Source organism: Novosphingobium silvae, assembly GCF_009856825.1.
Classification (GTDB): Bacteria; Pseudomonadota; Alphaproteobacteria; order Sphingomonadales; family Sphingomonadaceae; genus Novosphingobium; species Novosphingobium silvae.
On sequence record NZ_WVTD01000013.1, the window covers coordinates 83701 to 101638 of the forward strand.

General features: G+C 66.1%; 10 protein-coding genes. 5 read left to right on the forward strand and 5 right to left on the reverse strand.

Annotated features, from left to right (window positions below):
* Nucleotides 1-4: 4 nt before the first annotated feature.
* The 4 genes from GR702_RS15920 to GR702_RS15935 all read right to left on the reverse strand — a co-directional run bounded on the left by GR702_RS15920 (nucleotide 5) and on the right by GR702_RS15935 (nucleotide 12056).
* A complete protein-coding gene (locus tag GR702_RS15920; RefSeq protein WP_160986765.1) occupies nucleotides 5-5731 on the reverse strand; it encodes an Ig-like domain-containing protein in 5727 nt (1908 codons plus the stop codon).
* A 395-nt stretch (nucleotides 5732-6126) separates the two neighbouring features.
* A complete protein-coding gene (locus GR702_RS15925; protein ID WP_202408304.1) occupies nucleotides 6127-7596 on the reverse strand; it encodes an efflux transporter outer membrane subunit in 1470 nt (489 codons plus the stop codon).
* A 2-nt stretch (nucleotides 7597-7598) separates the two neighbouring features.
* Nucleotides 7599-10799 (reverse strand): efflux RND transporter permease subunit, encoded by a 3201-nt coding sequence (locus GR702_RS15930; protein WP_160986766.1) that lies wholly within the window; start codon nucleotides 10797-10799, stop codon nucleotides 7599-7601.
* A 6-nt stretch (nucleotides 10800-10805) separates the two neighbouring features.
* Complete coding sequence (locus GR702_RS15935; protein WP_160986767.1) at nucleotides 10806-12056, reverse strand: efflux RND transporter periplasmic adaptor subunit; 1251 nt, start codon at nucleotides 12054-12056, stop codon at nucleotides 10806-10808.
* Nucleotides 12057-12237: 181 nt separating this feature from the next.
* On the opposite strand from GR702_RS15935, the gene GR702_RS15940 reads away from it, so the two are divergent.
* Complete coding sequence (locus GR702_RS15940; protein WP_237449746.1) at nucleotides 12238-12771, forward strand: TetR/AcrR family transcriptional regulator; 534 nt, start codon at nucleotides 12238-12240, stop codon at nucleotides 12769-12771.
* Nucleotides 12772-12900: 129 nt separating this feature from the next.
* Nucleotides 12901-13164, forward strand: a complete 264-nt coding sequence (locus GR702_RS15945) for a hypothetical protein (protein WP_160986769.1) — start codon at nucleotides 12901-12903, stop codon at nucleotides 13162-13164.
* A gap of 68 nt (nucleotides 13165-13232) precedes the next feature.
* Here the strand turns inward: GR702_RS15945 and GR702_RS15950 are convergent, their stop codons facing one another.
* Entirely contained in the window at nucleotides 13233-13625 is a 393-nt protein-coding gene (locus tag GR702_RS15950) for a ribonuclease HI (protein WP_337192625.1), read from the reverse strand.
* 234 nt (nucleotides 13626-13859) lie between these two features.
* On the opposite strand from GR702_RS15950, the gene GR702_RS15955 reads away from it, so the two are divergent.
* The 3 genes from GR702_RS15955 (at nucleotide 13860) to GR702_RS15965 (ending at nucleotide 17853) form a co-directional block, all read left to right on the forward strand.
* Entirely contained in the window at nucleotides 13860-14135 is a 276-nt protein-coding gene (locus tag GR702_RS15955) for an HU family DNA-binding protein (RefSeq protein WP_160986770.1), read from the forward strand.
* A gap of 68 nt (nucleotides 14136-14203) precedes the next feature.
* Nucleotides 14204-15889, forward strand: a complete 1686-nt coding sequence (locus GR702_RS15960; protein ID WP_160986771.1) for a hypothetical protein — start codon at nucleotides 14204-14206, stop codon at nucleotides 15887-15889.
* A 131-nt stretch (nucleotides 15890-16020) separates the two neighbouring features.
* A complete protein-coding gene (locus GR702_RS15965; protein WP_160986772.1) occupies nucleotides 16021-17853 on the forward strand; it encodes a putative bifunctional diguanylate cyclase/phosphodiesterase in 1833 nt (610 codons plus the stop codon).
* Nucleotides 17854-17938: the final 85 nt, after the last annotated feature.

Below are 17938 nucleotides of genomic sequence, written 5' to 3' on the forward strand. Positions count from 1 at the left end.
TTCGTCACACGACGACCTGGACGCTGTTCTCCTCGATCAGCAGCGTGTTGGCGCCGAAGGTGTAGACGTCGTATGTCACGCCATCGATCAGCTGCGTGGAACCTGTCTCCACCGCGCCTGTCACGTTCAGCGTATCGTTCGCCTCGCCCGTGATCTGCAGGGTGTTGTTGCCATCGGTGATGGCGTCCACTTCCGCAGCGGTAAGGGTGAGACTGCTGCCCGTATCGCCCGTGCCCAGATCGACCCGCTCGATATTGGTGAACGTGCCGACGCCCGTTGCGTTGTAGTCGAGATCAATACCGTCTGCGAGGAGTACGGTATCGAAGCCGGCGCCGCCGCCCACGGATACGAAAGTGGTCGCGGTGAGTTCCACCGTATCATCCCCGCTGCCCGCAAGGACCCGGTCGCCCAAAGCCACATCGAGCACGAGATCGCTGCCGTCGCCCGCGTTGATGAGTTCGGCGCTGCCGACCACGCTGCTCAGCACGTCCGCCTCGCCGCTGCCGGTGATGGCGATCTCGCCGATGTTCAGCCCCAAGCCCGCACCCGTCAGGCTGACTCCGTAAGCGGCGCTCTGGTTGCCGTCGCTATCCACCGCCACCAGGTTCAGCGAAAGTTCGGACCCAAGGTTCAGCAGCGCGGTGGGGCTGATCTGGAGAAGGTCCAGAACCTGCGCACTTAGCAGATTGACTTCGAAGGTGCCGCTGGGACCCGTTTCTATCGGCAAGAGGTTGACGTTCAGAGCCGGAGTGATCAGCTGAACAAAGACGGTCGAGTTCGGCTCCGTCGCCCCGCTGACGCCAAGGACAGGGGGGAGCAGGTTGACGTCGAGCGCAAGGCCGCCGATCGTCACGGGCTGCTCAAGGCTCGGCAATACGTCGAGCGTCGCGATGTTCGACGCATTGCCTGCCAGATCGGTCCCCGTCACGGAGACCTCGGCCGTAAGCAGCTCGTTCCAGTCCAGCCCGATGTCGAGATCGGCCAGAAGATCCACCGAGGCCAGCCCGTCGTTGTCCGCCGTAGCCTGAACGTTCGCGGTGATCCCGCCAACGGTGACGTCGATGTCGAGCGCTGTTCCCGGCTCGGCGGAAATGGTGAGAATGTTGCCGACGAGGGAAAGAACCGGCGCGGCGGGCGGAACGGTATCGATAGTGAAGGGAACCGGCGCCGCGGCGGCTCCTGCACCGACACTCGCGGTGATTGTCGAAGCGCCCTGCGGGAACGGTCCCAGACCGTCACCTGGAAGGACAGTCACGGTCACGGTGCCCGCGGCGATGTCAGTCGGCGTGAGAACGTAGCTGGTGGTCGTCTCGTAGCCGTTCTGGCCGGCGAACTCGACCGTGACGGTTTGCCCCACCTGCATGGTTGGCCTGATTTCGACCGCCACCTGTATTCCATCGGCAAGTTCGGTGCCGTTGATGAACGTGTCCGCCGCTTCGGGGACGGCAATCACCGGGGCCACGAGGTCCGGCGCGACAGTGTTCGCGAAACCGCTCGCGTTACCGGCTGCGTCCACGGAAATGGCCTGAAGCGTTTCTCCGGCGACGAGCGGCGGCGCCAAGGGCAGGGAGAAGGTTCCGCTCTGGTCGATGTCGATGAGGATCGGATCGGCACTGTCTCCGTCAATCACGATCAGGAGCTGGCTGCCAGGCTCCGCCGTGCCCGTAAGAAGTGTGCCGTCGCCCGAGATTTCCAGCGTCGGAAGAGGCGGCGGAACCGCGTCCACGGTGACCTCGGCCGGCTCGCTCAGATTGCCGACGGCATCCTGCGCGACCACGCTGACGACAGTGCCGTCGGGCAGGGGCGATTCCGGCGCGAACGTCCAGGTTCCGCCTGGCCCTACCGGTGCCTCGCCGATCGGTTCGCCCAGACTGGTGGTCAGCAGCACGGTCGTGAAAGGCTCCGCCGTTCCGTTGATGATGGCGCCGTTGGAAGCCGCGATGACAGGGGGCGACGGATCGACAGAGTCGGTCACGGTCGTGACAGGCAGACTTTCGTTACCTGCAGCGTCGACTGCCACTGCGTTGACGCTTGTCCCATCAGGCAGCGGAGCGCCTGGAGTGAACAGCCACACGCCATCCTCGTCGGCCACTGCCTCGCCGATGGGCTCGCCAAGGGAGCCCGTGAGCAGCACCGTGACGCCCGCTTCGGCAGTGCCTATGAGTACGGAGCCATCCGAAGGCTCGATCGTCGGGTCCGGCGGGGCGACACCGTCGACTGTCGCGGTCGCGGCAGCGCCTGAATTGCCCGCCGCGTCCACTGCGACCGCCGCGATCAATGTCCCATCCGGAAGCTGGAGCAGTGGCTCGAACGTCCATTCCCCGTTGTCGTCTGTAACCGCCTCGCCAATCGGAACTCCGAGAGTCGGGTCGTCAAGGCCGGTCGCATCGAACAGCAGGACGGTGGAACCCGGCTCTGCCGTTCCCGTGACCAGAATGCCGTTGCTGGGTTCGATAGTAGGTGCAGCGGGTGGTGTCGCATCTATGGTCGTCGTGGACGATCCACTTTCGTTTCCGGCAGGATCCTGCGCGACCACGTTGATCACGGTCCCTTCGGGCAGCGGCGTGCCGGGAGTGATGGTCCATTCACCATCCTCGTCCGCGGTCGTCTCGCCAATGGGATCGCCATCGCCGTTCGTGACGACTACCGTTGATCCGGGCTCCGCCGTGCCGGTAAGCACGGAGCCGTCGCTCGCCTCAACGATAGGAGCCTCGGGGGGGATACCATCGACGCTGGTGCTCGCAGCGCCTTCGGAATTACCCGCCGCATCCGTCGCAGTGGCGTTGACCACCGTTCCGTCGGGAAGCGGGGCGTCGGGCGTGAAGCTCCAGGCGCCGTCTTCGTCGGTAGTGGTCTCGCCGATCTCGTTTCCGTCGCCGTCGGTCAGGGTGATCGTGGAGAGCGGTTCGGCCGTGCCCGTCAACTGCTCCCCATTGGTGGGAGCAATGGTCGGAACCGCCGGTGCAACGGCGTCCACTGTAGTGGTGCTCGGCAGGCTCGTGTTGCCTGCGGCATCGGTGGCGACTGCGCTGATCACGGTACCATCCGGCAGCGGCGCGTCGGGAGTGAGGCTCCACGCGCCGTCCTCGTCCGCCGTGATCTCGCCGATCACATTACCGTCACCATCGGTCAGCGTGACGGTGGCGAAGGCCTCCGCCGTGCCGCTTAGCGTGGTGCCGTCCGTAGGATCGATGACGGGTGAGGCGGGGTCGAGGGCATCGACGATGGTACTGACCGCATCGCTCGAATTGCCGGCGTCGTCCTGCACGGTCGCATTGACGACAGTGCCGTCGGGCAGGGGTGTCGTGGGCGTGAACGTCCAGTTGCCGTCCTCGTCGACTTCGGCCTCGCCAAGTGCGTTTCCGTCGCCGTCCGTGAGAATCACCGTAGCCCCGATCTCTGCCGTACCGGAGAGGGTGGAACCGTCGCTCGCCTCTACGGTCGGAGCCGCCGGCGCGATGGCGTCCACGGTCGAGGATGCGGAAAGGCCAGTGTTGCCGGCCGCATCCGTCGCAGTGGCATTGATCACCATTCCGTCCGAGAGCGGGGCGTCGGGCGTGAAGCTCCAGGCGCCGTCTTCGTCGGTAGTGGTCTCGCCAATCTCGTTTCCGTCGCCGTCGGTCAGGGTGATCGTGGAGAGCGGCTCGGCCGTGCCGGATACTTGTGTACCGTTGCTGGCCACGATTACGGGCGCCGCGGGCGGCGTCGCATCGACGGTGATGGTGGCAGTGGCGCTGGTGTTACCGGCAGTGTCGGTTGCGGTGGCGGAGACTTCCGTCCCGTCCGGCAGCGGCGCATCGGGGGTGAGGGTCCACGCGCCGTCTTCATCCGCCGTGGTCTCGCCGATCACATTGCCGTCACTATCGGTCAGCGTGACAGTCGAGCCTGCCTCTGCCGTTCCGGAAAGGGCCGCGCCTTGCGTCGCCTCGATGACCGGAGCGGCAGGTGGCAATGCATCGACCGTCGCCGTGACCGGAGCGCTCGTGTTGCCGGCGTCGTCGCGGGCGACCACTTCGATCACCGTGCCGTCCTCGAATGGTTCGGCGGGAGCGAACGCCCAGTTGCCCGTGCCGCCCACGCCGATCTGCGCGATCAGCTCGCCATCGCCATCGGTCAGGATAACCGTGGAGCCGGGCTCTGCCGTGCCGGAGATGGATTCGCCGTTCGGCGGAACAATCGTCGGAGCGGCGGGGACCTGCGCGTCCACGATGATCCCGGTAGCCGGGCTGGTGTTGCCGGCGGCGTCCACAGCGACGATCACCACGCTCGTGCCATCGGCGAAAGGCTCAGCGGGCGTGAAGCTCCAGTTGCCTTCGGCGTCTGCGGTGACTTGCCCCAGCGGGTCGCCCGAGCCGTCCGTCAGCAGGAGAGTTGCGCCGGCTTCCGCCGTGCCTGAGACGACTTCGCCGTTGGACGGTTCTGCTGCCGGGATAGCGGGTGCCACGGCGTCGACGGTCACCGTGGCCGCAGGGCCCGCCTCGCCGCTCTCGTTCACGGCTGCCACGTTGACGAGGGTGCCGTCAGGCAGCGGCGTGGCGGGAGTGAACGACCAGGTGCCATCGGCTGCGACGGTCGCCTGTCCGATCGTGTTGCCCGCGGCATCCGTCAAGACGACGGCGACTCCTTCGTCGGCGGTTCCGGAAACGACCGTGCCGTCGCTTGCGGCGATGGTGGGTGCTGTCGCAGGCGGCGGCGTCAGGTCCGGCGCGGTGACCGGGACCGGTTCGCTCGGGTTCCCGGCCGGATCGACGATGATGACGTGGATATCCTCGCCATTGTCGAGGGGCTCGGGCAGCTCGATAGTGAAGGTGCCGTCCGCGCCGGCGACGGTCGTGTGGTCGATGTCGCCATCCTGGTCGATGTCGATTTGGACGATATGCCCGGCCTCGGCGACGCCGGAGATGGTGGTGCCGTCATCCGAAATCGTCACGCTTGCAGGCGCGGCGGGCGCCGTGCTGTCGGGCGCGGTGATCGTCGCGGCAGGGCTGGTGTTGCCGGCAGCGTCGCGCACGGTGACGGACACCGTCTCGCCATCCACGAGCGGGGGTGCGAGAGTGATCGAGAAGGTACCGTTCGACCCGGCGGTCGTCGTGTACTCGACGGAGCCGTCGCCATCCACGTCGATGCGCACGGTCGCGCCGGCTTCGGCGTTGCCGGTGAGAGTGGTGCCTTCCGCGTTGATCGCGAGGTTGGTTGCAGCGGCCGGCGCTGTGGTATCGGGGGGCGTGGGTGTGGGCGCAGGCTCGTCGTCATCGTCGCCGCCACTGGCGACGGCCGCGACGGCACCGCCTACGCCGAGGAGGGCGAGCGGGATGATGGCTCCGGCACCGAGGCCGCCGCCTTCGGCAGCTGCACCCGCCGCAGCGGCCTCTGCGCCGGCGGCCGGCGTCGAGAATCCAGCGACTGCATCGATCGGCACGTAAGTGGCAGACGACATGGTGCCGGGCGCCAGCTGGCTCACGTCGGCTGCGAGCATCCCGTCTTCGGACACGAGCAGCAGCTGCGATGTCTTGGCCGGGTCGGCGTAGAAGTTGGCAATGCGAAGCACCTCGCCGGTCTTGAGATGGACGACGAGATCGGAGCCTTCGCGGGTGAACCCGGCGATCGCCTCGGGAGTGAGGTTGAGGGCAACGCTGCTGCCGGCGGGAACCGCCAGGGAACCCTGCACCGTTTGCGCAGGAGCGGAGTTGAGACCGGCGTTCGAGGACGAGATCTTGGCTACGACAGGCATGTTCAAACCTCCCACAAGCGCGCGCACACCGGCTTGATGACCGGCCGCGGCGATCAACCAGGCTGCTTCGGCGGCAGACCGGCGGGCGGAGAGTGAGGCATGCTGTGCCCCTTGCCCGTCGAGCCCGACTGCTGCCGGAGCCCTTGGGACGGTGGATTAAGCTCATGGCAGCATTCGCCAATTCCGACATCGTCCAAATCGGAATCGATTACCCGGGAACCAAATAGCACGCCTGCTTAAGGGAAAGTTCTGAGGAATGCCGCGCTCGATAACGGATGATTCTGCTGCGACGATCTGGCCTTGCCGCAAGGCAGAACGACCGCCGGCGCTGAGTCGCCGACGGTCGTTCCTGTAGTTCTGAGAATAGCTTTGGCGGCGGGGCGGCCGCTACGCGGTCATTGCGGAGAAGGCGTGACCGTAGTGCGCTCTTCCAGCCCGCCGCCCAGCGAGCGATACAGCTCGACAAGGTTGCCCGCCTGAGTGAGGCGGGTGGTGACGAGTTGCTGCTCTGCCGCATAGGCAGTGCGCTGAGCGTCGAGGGTGGTCAGGAAGGAATCGATCCCTGCACGGAAGCGTGCGTCGGAAAGCCTGGCGGCCACCCTTGCCGCTTCGGCACGGGTGCTCTGCGCACGAATCTGGTCGCCGATGCGGCCACGCTGTGCAAGCGCGTCCGCAACCTCGCGGAAGGCGGTCTGGATGGCGCGCTCGTATGTCGCGACGGCGACCTGCTGCGATGCTTTCGCATAGTCGAGGTTGCCCTTGCGGCGTCCGAAATCGAACAGCGGCAAGGCCCCGCTAGGCGCGACGTTATAGTTGTAAGTGCCATCCTTGAAGAGGCCCGACAGCGCGGTGCTGAGCGTGCCAAGAGTGGCGGTAAGCGAGATAGTTGGAAAGAACGCGGCGCGGGCGGCGCCGATATTGGCGTTCTCGGCGATCAGCTGGTGCTCGGCCTGAAGCACGTCCGGTCGGCGCAGCAGTACCTCCGACGAAATGCCGGACGGCAGAGCATCGCGAGATGCGGGCTGCGCGCCAAGTCCTGTGGGCAGCTGTTCCTGCGGCACGGTGGTGCCTGCCAGCAGGTTGAGCGCGTTCTGGTCCCGCGCGATGGTGGTCTCGAGCGCGGCGATGTCGCTGAGGGCACCCTGGTAGTTCGTCTCGGCCTGCCGGACCTCAAGCTCGGAACCGATGCCGACGCGGAACTGCTCGCGGGTGAGGCGCAGGGTTTCCTCGAAGGCTCCCAGCGTCTCGCGCGAGAGGCGCAGCTGTTCCTGGTCGGAGGCCATGGTGAGCCAGGCGTTCGCGATTTCCGCGATCAGGCTGATCCTGGCGGAGCGCTGCGCTTCCTCGGTGGCGAAGTACTGCTCCTGCGCCGCCCGGGAGAGATTGCGGACCCGGCCGAACAGGTCGAGTTCGAAGGCGGAGAGGCCGACCGAAGCCTGGTATATCTCGATATCTTGCGACGAGGAGGCACCCGGATTTGCGCCGACACCGCCACCCGCCGCCTGGCCGGCGCCGAAGATGTTGTTCGTGTAGGTCGCGGTGCCATTCGCGCTGACCGTGGGCAGCAGGTCGGCACGCTGGACGCGGTATTGCGCCCGCGCCTGCAGCACGTTGCCCGCCGCGATCCGGAGATCGCGGTTGTTGGCAAGGCCCGTCTCGATCACCTGCTGGAGGCGCTGGTCGAGGAAGAAGTCGCGCCAGCCGATCCGCGAGACGTCCACCGCGTCGGTCGGTGCGGTCGGGTATATGCCGCCCTGCGGCAGCGTCGCGGGAACCGCGCCGCCGGGGCGCTCGTACTTGGGGGCCAGGTTGCAGCCCGCAAGCATCGCGGTGCCCAGCAGCAGGGAGAGGAAGGACTTGGTCATGTTCAGGTTCCCTGGGGCGCCGGGCCGTCCTCGGCACGGCGGTGGGCGTCTTCGCGGCGATCGTCGTCATGCTCGTGGCGATTGCCGTCATGCTGGCCGTGCTTGAACAGCCGGCTGATGACCACGAAGAACATGGGCACGAAGAAGATGGCGAAGATCGTGGCCGAGAGCATGCCGCCCACGACGGCGCGGCCGATCGCGTTCTGGCCACCGGCGCCCGCGCCGGACGATACCGCCAGCGGCATCACGCCGAAGACGAAGGCGAGCGAGGTCATGAGGATCGGACGGAGGCGAAGCTTAGCCGCCTCCATCGCCGCGTCGAAGGCGTTCATGCCTGCCTGGACGCGCTCCTCCGCGAACTCGACGATCAGGATCGCGTTCTTCGCCGAGACGCCGATCGTGGTGATCAGGCCCACCTGCAGGTAGATGTCGTTGTTGAGCCCGGTGAGCCACGCGGCGAACACCGCGCCGATGACGCCGAGCGGCACGACCAGCAGCACCGAGATCGGCACCGACCAGCTTTCGTAGAGCGCGGCGAGGCACAGGAACACGACGATGAGCGAGAGAGCGTAGAGCGCCGGTGCCTGGCCGCCGGAGAGGCGTTCCTCATAGGACAGGCCAGTCCATTCCAGACCGGTCCCCGGCGGCAGCTTCCCGTGCATTTCCGTGATCGCCTCCATGGCACCGCCGGTGCTCAGGCCCTGGCCCGGGGCGCCCTGCAGCTGCACGGCGGGGCGGCCGTTGTAGCGGGTGAGGATCACCGGAGCCTTTTTCCAAGACAGGGTGGAGAAGGCGCCGAACGGTGCCATCTCGCCGCTGGTGCTGCGCACATAGAAGTTCTCGATGTCCTCGGGCGACTGGCGGTAAGGCTGGTCTGCCTGGAGGAAGACACGCTTGGTCCTGCCGCGGTCGAGGAAGTCGTTTACGTAGGCACCGCCCCAAGCCGTCGAAATTTCGGAGTTGATGGCGCTGAGATCGAGGCCAAGGGCACTGGCCTTGTCCTGGTCGATCTTAATATCGAGCTGCGGCGCGTCCTCGAGGCTGACAGGCCGTACTTGCGCCATGCGGCTGTCGCCCGCGGCCATGCCCAGCAGCTGGTTGCGCGCGGCGACGAGCTTTTCATGGCCCATGTTCGTCTCGTCGACCAGCCACATGTCGAAGCCGGTCGCGTTGCCGAGCTCCTGCACGGCGGGCGGCACGAGGGCGAAGATCGAGGCGTCACGATACTTCGAGAACACGCCCATCGAACGCGCGACGATTGCATTGGCCCTGTTTTCAGCACCACTGCGCTCCGCCCAGTCCTTCAGCTTGATGAAGGCCATGCCGGCGCTCTGGCCCTGTCCGTTAAACGAGAAGCCGTTGATGGTGAAGACCGATTCGACGTTGGCCTTCTCCTCGTTGAGGAAGTGCTCGCGAACTACGTCGAGACCCTTCATCGTGCGCGGCAGCGTGCCGCCTGGAGGACCCTGGACGATGGCGAACATCGTACCCTGGTCTTCCTCGGGAAGGAAGCCGCCGGGAAGGCGCATGAACAGCACGGCCATGATGCCCACGATCACGAGATAGATAAGGCCCGAACGCTTCCAGCTGCGCGAGGTGCGGCGCACGCCCTTCTCGTACTTCGCAGTGCCGCGATCGAACTTGTCGTTGAACCAACGGAAGAAGCGCGCGAGCAGTCCATTGCTCTGCTTCTCGTCCTGACGGTGGGGCTTCAGGATCGTGGCGCAGAGCGCAGGCGTCAGGATCAGGGCGACGAGCACCGAAAGCGCCATCGACGAGACGATGGTGATCGAGAACTGCCGGTAGATCACGCCCGTGGACCCGCCGAAGAAGGCCATCGGCAGGAACACCGCGGACAGCACCATGCCGATGCCGATCAGCGCGCCGCTGATCTCGTCCATCGACTTGCGCGCCGCTTCCTTGGGGGAGAGGTGCTCGGTCTGTATGAGGCGCTCGACGTTCTCGACGACGACGATCGCGTCGTCGACCAGCAGGCCGATCGCCAGCACCATTCCGAACAAGGTCAATGTGTTGATGGAATATCCCAGAACCGACATCACGCCGAACGTTCCAAGCAGGACGACCGGGACCGCGATGGTGGGAATGATCGTCGCACGCCAGTTCTGCAGGAACAGGAACATGACGAGGAAGACGAGCACCACCGCCTCGACCAGCGTGTGGACAACCTGTTCGACCGAGAGGCGGACGAACGGGGTCGAATCGTATGGGAAGGCGACCTTGACGTCGGAAGGGAAGTTCTTGGCGATCTGCTGAACTTCGGCCTTCACGGCGTCGACGGTATCGAGCGCGTTGGCACCCGAGGCGAGCCTCACGCCGAAGCCCGATGCGGGTTTGCCGTTGTATGCCGTCTCGAAGCCGTAGGTTTCCGCGCCGAGTTCGACGCGCGCCACGTCGCGCAGGCGCACCACGGCGCCGCCCGTGCCGGTCCGCAGGCGAATATTGCCGAATTCCTCCGGCGTCTGCAGGCGGGACTGAACCGAGACGGTGGCGTTAAGCTGCTGCTCCTGCGAGGCGGGGAGCTGGCCAAGCTGGCCGGCGGAAACCTGTGCGTTCTGGGCTGTGATCGCGGCGGAAACGTCCGAGATCGTCAGGTTGTAGCTGCGCAGCTTGAGCGGATCGACCCAGATGCGCATCGCGTACTGGGTGCCGAAGATCTGCAGTTCGCCCACGCCGTTGATGCGGCTGACCGGGTCCTGGACCTGGCTGACGATATAGTCCGAAAGGTCGTTCGCCGTGTGGCTGCCGTCCTCGGAATAGATCGCGGTGACGAGCAGGAAGCTCGCCGCCGACTTGGCGACGGTCACGCCCTGACGCTGGACTTCCTGCGGCAGCAGCGAGGTTGCTGCCTGGAGCTTGTTCTGCACCTGCACCTGCGCAATGTCGGGGTCGGTTCCCTGCTCGAAGGTCAGGGTAATGGTGACTCTGCCGGCCGACGAGGACTGCGCCGAGAAATAGCGTAGGTTGTCGATACCCTTGAGCTGCTGCTCGATGATCTGGGTAGTCGTTCGCTCAAGCGTTTCCGCGTCGGCGCCCGGATAGCTGGCGCTGATCGTCACCGTTGGCGGCGCGATCGCCGGAAACTGGGAGATCGGAAGGCTGCGAATGGCGATCGCGCCCGCCATCATCAGGACGATCGCGATGACCCATGCAAAGATGGGTCGGTCGATGAAATAACGTGCCATGTTCGATTACTGCCCCTGAGCCTGGCCCTGGGGCTGGCCTTGAGCTTGCCCTTGTGCGGCGCCCGCTCCCTGGGTCTGACCCGGCGTGGCGCCCTGACGGGGCTGACCGGCGGTGCCGGCCGCACCCTGCGGCGCGGCCCCTGCATTGGCCTGGACCGGGACCGGCTTCACGGGAGCACCCGGCCGCAGGTTCTGCCCGCCTTCCAGGATCACCTTGTCGCCCGCCTTCAGCCCTGCCGTCACCAGCCAGTTGCTGCCCACGGTGCGAGGTGCCGTGAGCTTGCGCATCTCGACCTTACCCTGCGCACCCACGACGAGGACCGTCGGATTGCCCTTCTCGTCACGCGTGACCGCGGCCTGCGGCACGAGAATGCCGTTGCTGCGAGTCCCTTCGATCAGCTCCGCGCGGACATACATGCCCGGCAGCAGGAGGCCGCGCTTGTTGGGGAACTGGGCGCGTACGATCTGGCTGCCAGTGGTGGGATCGACGGTCACGTCGGTGAACTTGAGCACGCCTTCCTCGGGGTAAGTGCTGCCGTCCTCCAGCTTCAGGCGGACGCGCGCTGCGCCGCCTCCGCGCGAAAGCTCGCCCGAGAGCAGCTGCTGGCGAAGGCGCAGCACGTCCGCGCTGGACTGCTGGATGTCGACGAACATCGGGTCGAGGCGCTGGATCGTCGTCAGCGGGTCGGCCTGCGAGGCCGAGACGAGAGCGCCGGTGGTGAAGGTGGAGCGGCCGATACGGCCGGAGATCGGCGCGCGGATGGTCGTGCGCGCAAGATCGATCTGGGCGGTCCGCAGCGCTGCTTCCTGCGCGGCGACATCCGCGCGGGCCTGCTGCGCGCCAACAGTGGCGTTCTCCGCCTCCTGCCGCGAGATCGCGTTGATCTTCACCAGCTCGTTGTAGCGCCGGGCCAGCGCAGCCGTCGAAGCGATGGCAGAACGCGCGCGGGCGAGGGCGGCCTGAGCGCTTGCGACCTGCGCGCGGTAGGGCGCGGGGTCGATGCGGTAGAGGGCCTGGCCTTCCTTCACGTAGTCACCTTCGGTGAACAGGCGCTCGAGGATGAGGCCGTTCACCTGCGGACGGACGTCGGAGGATTCGTACGCGCTCGTGCGTCCCGGAAGCTCGCTGCTGAGCACGACCGCTTCCTCGCGGACCGTGACCACGCCCACCTCGGTGGGTCCTGCCGGTGCGGGCTGCTCGCCCCCGCCACCGCAAGCGGACAAAAGCAGCACCAGGGCCGGGGTGATCTTTTTCATGGAGAAAGTCCGCCAAAAGAGTTAAAACGTGAGTGAGTGTTCACTCATGATTCGAGCGCTCTTTATTGCGCCGCAACATCGAAAGCAAGCCGGGAGGGTGGTGGCCATCGAAGGAACAACGGAAAAGCGACGTGCACTCAGGTCGGCGGCACGGCGGAAACACCTCCTCGAAACCGCAAGAATGCTTTTCGTGGCAAAAGGTTTCCACCAGACCGGAATGGCGCAGATCGCCAACGCCTCCGGCATTGCCGTGGGGCAGATCTATCGGGACTTCGCGAACAAGGAGGCGATCATCGCTGCCCTGTGCGAAGCCGATCTCGCAGGCTGGCTCGAGGAGGACAAGCTTCAGGAGGCCGTTGCCACAGGAGACAGCCAGGCCATTCGCGCCTGGATCGAGCGGATCGCCACCGAAGAACCCAGCAGGGAGGATCGGCGCATGATGTGCGATCTTCTGGGGGAAGTGGGCCGCAATCCCATCATCTCGGACATCAACCGCCGGGCCGACGGCCGGCTGCGTACCAGCCTCCAGGCAGCGCTTCATTCGCTTGCTCCCGAGGCGTCCGACGGGCAGCGCGCGATGCTGCTTGATTTCATCATGTCCATATCCTGGGGAATGGTCGCCGGATTGGAGCTTTTTCCTCAGCGCGACCACGAACGGCTGCGTCAGTACGTCGCCCAGCTTCTTGGCCGGGAGATAGCAGCGCTCGGCGCATAAAGACGTTCGTTTCTGCGGAGGGACCGCAAAGGTGCTGCCGATCCTTTGGGGTACTGGACAAAGGGGGCCGGTTGTATCATCCTGCCGTCAAAGAAGACCGAGCATACGGTCGTTACAGAGGATGGTATGATGATCGAGAACAGCGATGTCGATCCCGGCGATAAGGCAATGATCCTGCTGCAGAGCCTGATTTGCTACCTGCGTGAGAAGAACCTCCTTTCCCGCGCTGACATCGAGGAACTGCGCGAGCGCGTGGAATCACGCATGGCCGCTCCCGAGACGAACTTGCCCTGTGCCTCCGCCCTGGCGGCCGCCGCTGCCAGCGAGATGCGCAATCTCGATGACTTCTGCGGGAAGAAGTATGGCGGAAAGCACCGCCGCCGGGTGAACTGAAGCCTCGCGCCTCTTGGTTCTGCGGGCTGAGAGGCGGGCTGATGCCCCATTGCCGTGTCGCCCCTGTCTCAGCGGGGATGACGCGCGGCAAGGGCGATCCCGGCAAGGTTCTGCTCGCGCCTGATCCAGCGCACGCGGCGAGGCGGAGCCTTCTCGGCAGCCGCCCGGAACCTGTCCGTATGGTCGTGGGCGGCCTGCCCCACGCTTTGCCCGCGCAGAGCGCGCTCTGCTGCGCGAACGATCTCCAGCGCATCGCCGAGAAGGTCAAAATCGCGCATGCCGAGCGTCTGCGCTACCTCCACCGCGCGAATCAGGGCCAGCCATTCCGCGTCGGCGTTCGTGCCTGTGCCCAGGTCGTCGAACAGGTGCACTGTACCGCAAACCACCACAGCGGCCTCGATCGGGCCCGGATTCGGCCGGCAGCCTCCATCGAAAAACACCTTCACACGGCCTCTGTTCACCATTTTCCCCTTCTTCAAGCCCGCTCGATGGCTGGAATCGAGGGCGAGCTGCAAGAAATTCAGATGAATTGCTGCGAAGACGCCTAGCCAACCGGCATTTGAGCGCATTATCTGCCATTCGGCCTTGCCATCACCGTGGCACCGCCGCCAAGTGTCTCCCGGGGGTCGTGCCGAAAACGCCAGACATGGCCAGGCGCGCTTCCCCATAACTTCAATTCGACAGGAAGAACGATCATGAACAACAGCGATCTCGCCGATGCTGTCGCCGCAAACAGCGGCATTGCCAAGACCGACGCCCGCAAGCTCGTCGACGCGGTCTTCGAGGCTATCGGCAACGCGGCCGCCAAGGGCGAGGAAGTCTCGCTCAACGGTTTCGGCAAGTTCAAGGTCAAGGACAGCCCCGAGCGTGAGGGCCGCAACCCCGCGACCGGCGAGGCGATGACGATCAAGGCGTCGAAGAAGCTGACCTTCTCGCCCGCCAAGGGCATCAAGGACAAGCTGAACGGCTGACCTGCGCGCACGGGTGGCGCCCCGCTCCTGCGCGGGGCGCCGTTCCGGCGGCCTTCTGACTTCAGACCTTGGGACGCTTCACGTCCATTCTCCAGTGGCTGCTACGGCACGCGCTGCTTTATGGAGCGCTCGTCTGTGCTTTCGGTGTTTCGCCTTTCGTGGCGCAGGCCTGGCGGCAGGCGAGTGAGCGGGAAGCGACCTTCCTCGGCCTGTCCGAGGTGGAAAGCCGGCTACGCGCCGAGTACGAAGCACTCGGCGCGCAGTTCGCCTCTACGACCGCGGGCGCCGAGAACCGCAGTGCCGCCGAACTCGATCGCCTGATCGCCCAGACACGCAGCCAGCGAGATGCGGCAAGGCGTGCGCTGGGTGACCGGCCCGGCATCATGGCGCTATATCGTCGGGGACCGCAGGCCCTCCTCGCGGACCAGCAGGGGCGGCTGCAGGTGGCTCTCCTCGACCGCCAGCTCCAGACTTTGGAAGCGGCGCGAGACTTGGTCGACAGCCGCACCGCACAAGAGCTTCAGGCCGGCGCCAGGGTACGGCTCTCGCAGGCCGAACAGCGCTGCAATGCAGCAATCGCCCGGCAGCAAGCGCTGGAGCGGGCCTGGACTTATCGCCTGCGCAGCTGGATCGAGAGCGAGGAGCACCGGCAGGTCTCGCAGGAACGCCAGCGGGAATGCAGCGTGAGCGACGAGGCCAGGAACCGCCTCGCCGCCATGGCCTACCGCGAAGGTGCGGTGGAGCGCGCGCAAGCAGCTTTGGCCACGTCGCGCCGCGATCTTGTCACAACTTTCGACGAGGCGCTTGCCGACCTGTCCGCAGAGCGCGCGGTCGCCGGGACGTTGTGGCAGGGAAGCGCTGTCCAGAAGCTTCGGGTCCTTGCGAAGGAATGGCATCTTGACCGCCTGTTGACCCAGGCCTTCTGGGCGCTGCTGGTCATCGTCGCCTCGCCCTACCTCATCCGCCTCCTGTGCTGGACCGTGCTGGCGCCCCTTGCGGAACGTCGGGCTTCCATCCGGCTTGCCGTGCCCGGCGGGCGAGGAGCGGCGATCCCGCCTTCCGCGCCCAGCACGACATCGGTTCCCGTGCGGCTCGGGCCTTCGGAGGAACTGCTGGTTCGCCAGTCTTTCCTCCAGACGACCTCGCATCAAGGTGCCAAGGCGACGCAATGGCTGCTCGACTGGCGGCACCCGCTCGCGAGCTGGGCGAGCGGGCTTGCTTTCCTCACCCGCATCGGCGGAGAGGGTGAAGTAACAACCGTTTCGGCCGTGCGCGACCCGTTCGCGGAAGTGACCGTGCTGGCCATGCCGGAGGGGGCATCGTGCGTGCTGCTGCCGCGCGCGCTGGCCGCCGTGGTGCAGCCGGTCGGCCGGCCGCTGCGCATCACCTCGCACTGGCGCCTGGGTTCGCTCAACGCCTGGCTCACTCTGCAGCTGCGCTACCTCGTATTCCATGGGCCGTGCAGGCTCGTGGTGAAGGGCGGGCGAGGCGTGCGCGTGGAGCGGGCGGAGCGCGGGCGCGTGTTCGGGCAGGCGCAGCTTGTGGGTTTCTCGGCAGACCTTGCCTATTCCGTCAGCCGTACCGAAACCTTCTGGCCCTATCTTCTAGGCTACGAGCAGCTTTTCAAGGACAAGGTCAAGGCCGGGGAAGGCATTCTCGTGATCGAGGAAGCGCCGATGGCTGGCCGGGGCGGCAGGGTTAGGCACGGCCTGGAAGGCGCATTCGACGTGGCGACGAAGGCCTTCGGGATCTAGGAAGGGCCGCTTACGTTCATGGAGCGGCGCCCGGCTTTTTCGGAGGGCGGCAACCAAGCGCCGTACCCGGAGAATTCCTTAACCCTTTCGTGCCAGGCTCATGCCTCCCTGGCCTGCAGAGCAGAGCGCCGATGATCGAGCTGCAGAACACGATCCTGGAGATGATCGCCAAGGGCGATGCGCTGGCCGAAACCGCGTATACTCTCTGTGCCGAGGTCGAGCGCGTGTTTCCCGACGTCGTCTGCTCCATCCTTACCATCGATCCGATCGGCCGCATGCGCTCGCTCGCGGCGCCAAGCCTTCCCGCGTCCTACTGCGCCGCCGTGGACGGAGTGCCGGCGGGCCCTCACGCGGGGACCTGCGGGACTGCCGCTTACCTGGGAGAGGAAGTGACGACGGTCGATATCGCCACGGACCCGCGGTGGACGGCGTACCGCGACCTCATCCTTCCGCTCGGGCTGCACGCCTGCTGGTCGAAGCCGATCTTCGGCTCGCAACGCAGTCCGATGGCGACATTCGCCCTATATTTCAGAGAGAAGCGAGTACCTTCTCAGTCCGAGCGGGAACTGGTCGACCGCTGCGTTCACCTTTGCGTCATCGCGCTCGACCGGCATCGTCGCGTGGTGGAGTACGAGCGGCGGGCGAACACGGACGCGCTGACCGGCCTTGCCAATCGCGCCGCCTTCAACGCCGCCCTGCTCGATCTCGATGGGGTGGGGCAGTCCTCCTGGGCGCTGTGCCTGCTCGATCTGGACAACCACAAGGTCGTGAACGACACCTTTGGGCATTTCGCGGGCGACATGCTGCTGCGGCAGGTGGCCGACCGGCTGACCATCGCCGCGTTTCCCGAAAGGGTCTTCCGCATCGGCGGCGACGAGTTCGCGATCATCGTCGCGACCCCTGCGGCACTCGCCGAGCTTGAGACCACCGTATCGGCCTACCTTCGCGAGATCGCCATTCCCACCGACTGCGGCGGCAACATCGTGGTGCCGCGCGCGACCATGGGAGTGGCGGTGCCGGATGGCGGGGCGGAAACGCCCGACGCCGAGAAGGTGCGGTTGAACGCGGACTTCGCCCTCTACCACGCGAAGGAGACGGGGCGGGGCGGCTGCGTCCTCTACGGCCCCGACATAGGATCGCGCATGACGCGCCGGCTCACGGCCATTCGCGACGTGGACCTTGCCCTTCGCGAGGGCCGGATCGAGGCGCACTACCAGCCTGTGGTCAGGCTGGAGAGTGGGCAGGTTGTCGGGCTGGAAGCGCTGTGCCGCATGCGTCGGGGCGAGGAAATGGTCTCTGCGGCCGCCTTCCACGATGCCACGACGGACGCGCACATCGCGCGCAGCCTGACCGCCCGGATGATGGCCCGCGTGGCGCAGGACATGCACTCGTGGATGCTCGCCGACATCCCGGTGCCGCATGTGAGCATCAACGTCACGTCCGCCGACTTCCACGGCGGGTCGATCGAGGAGGCGCTCGCACAGACGTTCGGCCGGCTGCAGGTGCCGCTCGACCGGCTGATCCTGGAAGTCACCGAGTCCGTCTACCTGGATGACGGAGCGAAGGTCGTGCAGGAATCGGTGAAGAAGCTTCGGGCACGCGGGCTCCGGGTCGCTCTGGACGATTTCGGCACCGGCTATGCCTCGCTCACCCATCTGATGACCGTGCCTGCCGACTACATCAAGATCGACAAGTCCTTCGTCGATCGCCTCGTCGACGATGGCCCCAGCCAGGCGATCGTCGGCGGCGTGATCGGGATCGCGGCTAAGCTTGGCCTTGGCGTCGTTGCCGAGGGCGTGGAGAGGGCGGAGCAGGCGCGCCTTCTCATGGATCTGGGCTGCACCGCCGGGCAGGGGCACCTCTACGCGCCGGCGGTCAGCGGCTGCGAGGCAGCCGCGATGATGGTCGCACAGGCGGAAGGGAACGCCTTTCCCGCGGCGGCACAGCTTTCACGCGGCGCGTAGGCGAAGAAAAAGCCGGGACGACATGCATCGTCCCGGCTTTCCCGAAAATTCCTCCCGGCAGGCCGGAAGGTCCCGTAGTTGCCGC

Excerpts from the sequence above, each read along its gene's own strand:
- GR702_RS15945 (WP_160986769.1), top strand. The coding sequence starts at position 12,901 with ATGATCGAGAACAGCGATGTCGATCCCGGCGATAAGGCAATGATCCTG.
- GR702_RS15925 (WP_202408304.1), bottom strand. The coding sequence starts at position 7,596 with ATGACCAAGTCCTTCCTCTCCCTGCTGCTGGGCACCGCGATGCTTGCG.
- GR702_RS15935 (WP_160986767.1), bottom strand. The coding sequence starts at position 12,056 with ATGAAAAAGATCACCCCGGCCCTGGTGCTGCTTTTGTCCGCTTGCGGT.
- GR702_RS15940 (WP_237449746.1), top strand. The coding sequence starts at position 12,238 with ATGCTTTTCGTGGCAAAAGGTTTCCACCAGACCGGAATGGCGCAGATC.
- GR702_RS15930 (WP_160986766.1), bottom strand. The coding sequence starts at position 10,799 with ATGGCACGTTATTTCATCGACCGACCCATCTTTGCATGGGTCATCGCG.
- GR702_RS15955 (WP_160986770.1), top strand. The coding sequence starts at position 13,860 with ATGAACAACAGCGATCTCGCCGATGCTGTCGCCGCAAACAGCGGCATT.
- GR702_RS15965 (WP_160986772.1), top strand. The coding sequence starts at position 16,021 with ATGATCGAGCTGCAGAACACGATCCTGGAGATGATCGCCAAGGGCGAT.
- GR702_RS15920 (WP_160986765.1), bottom strand. The coding sequence starts at position 5,731 with ATGCCTGTCGTAGCCAAGATCTCGTCCTCGAACGCCGGTCTCAACTCC.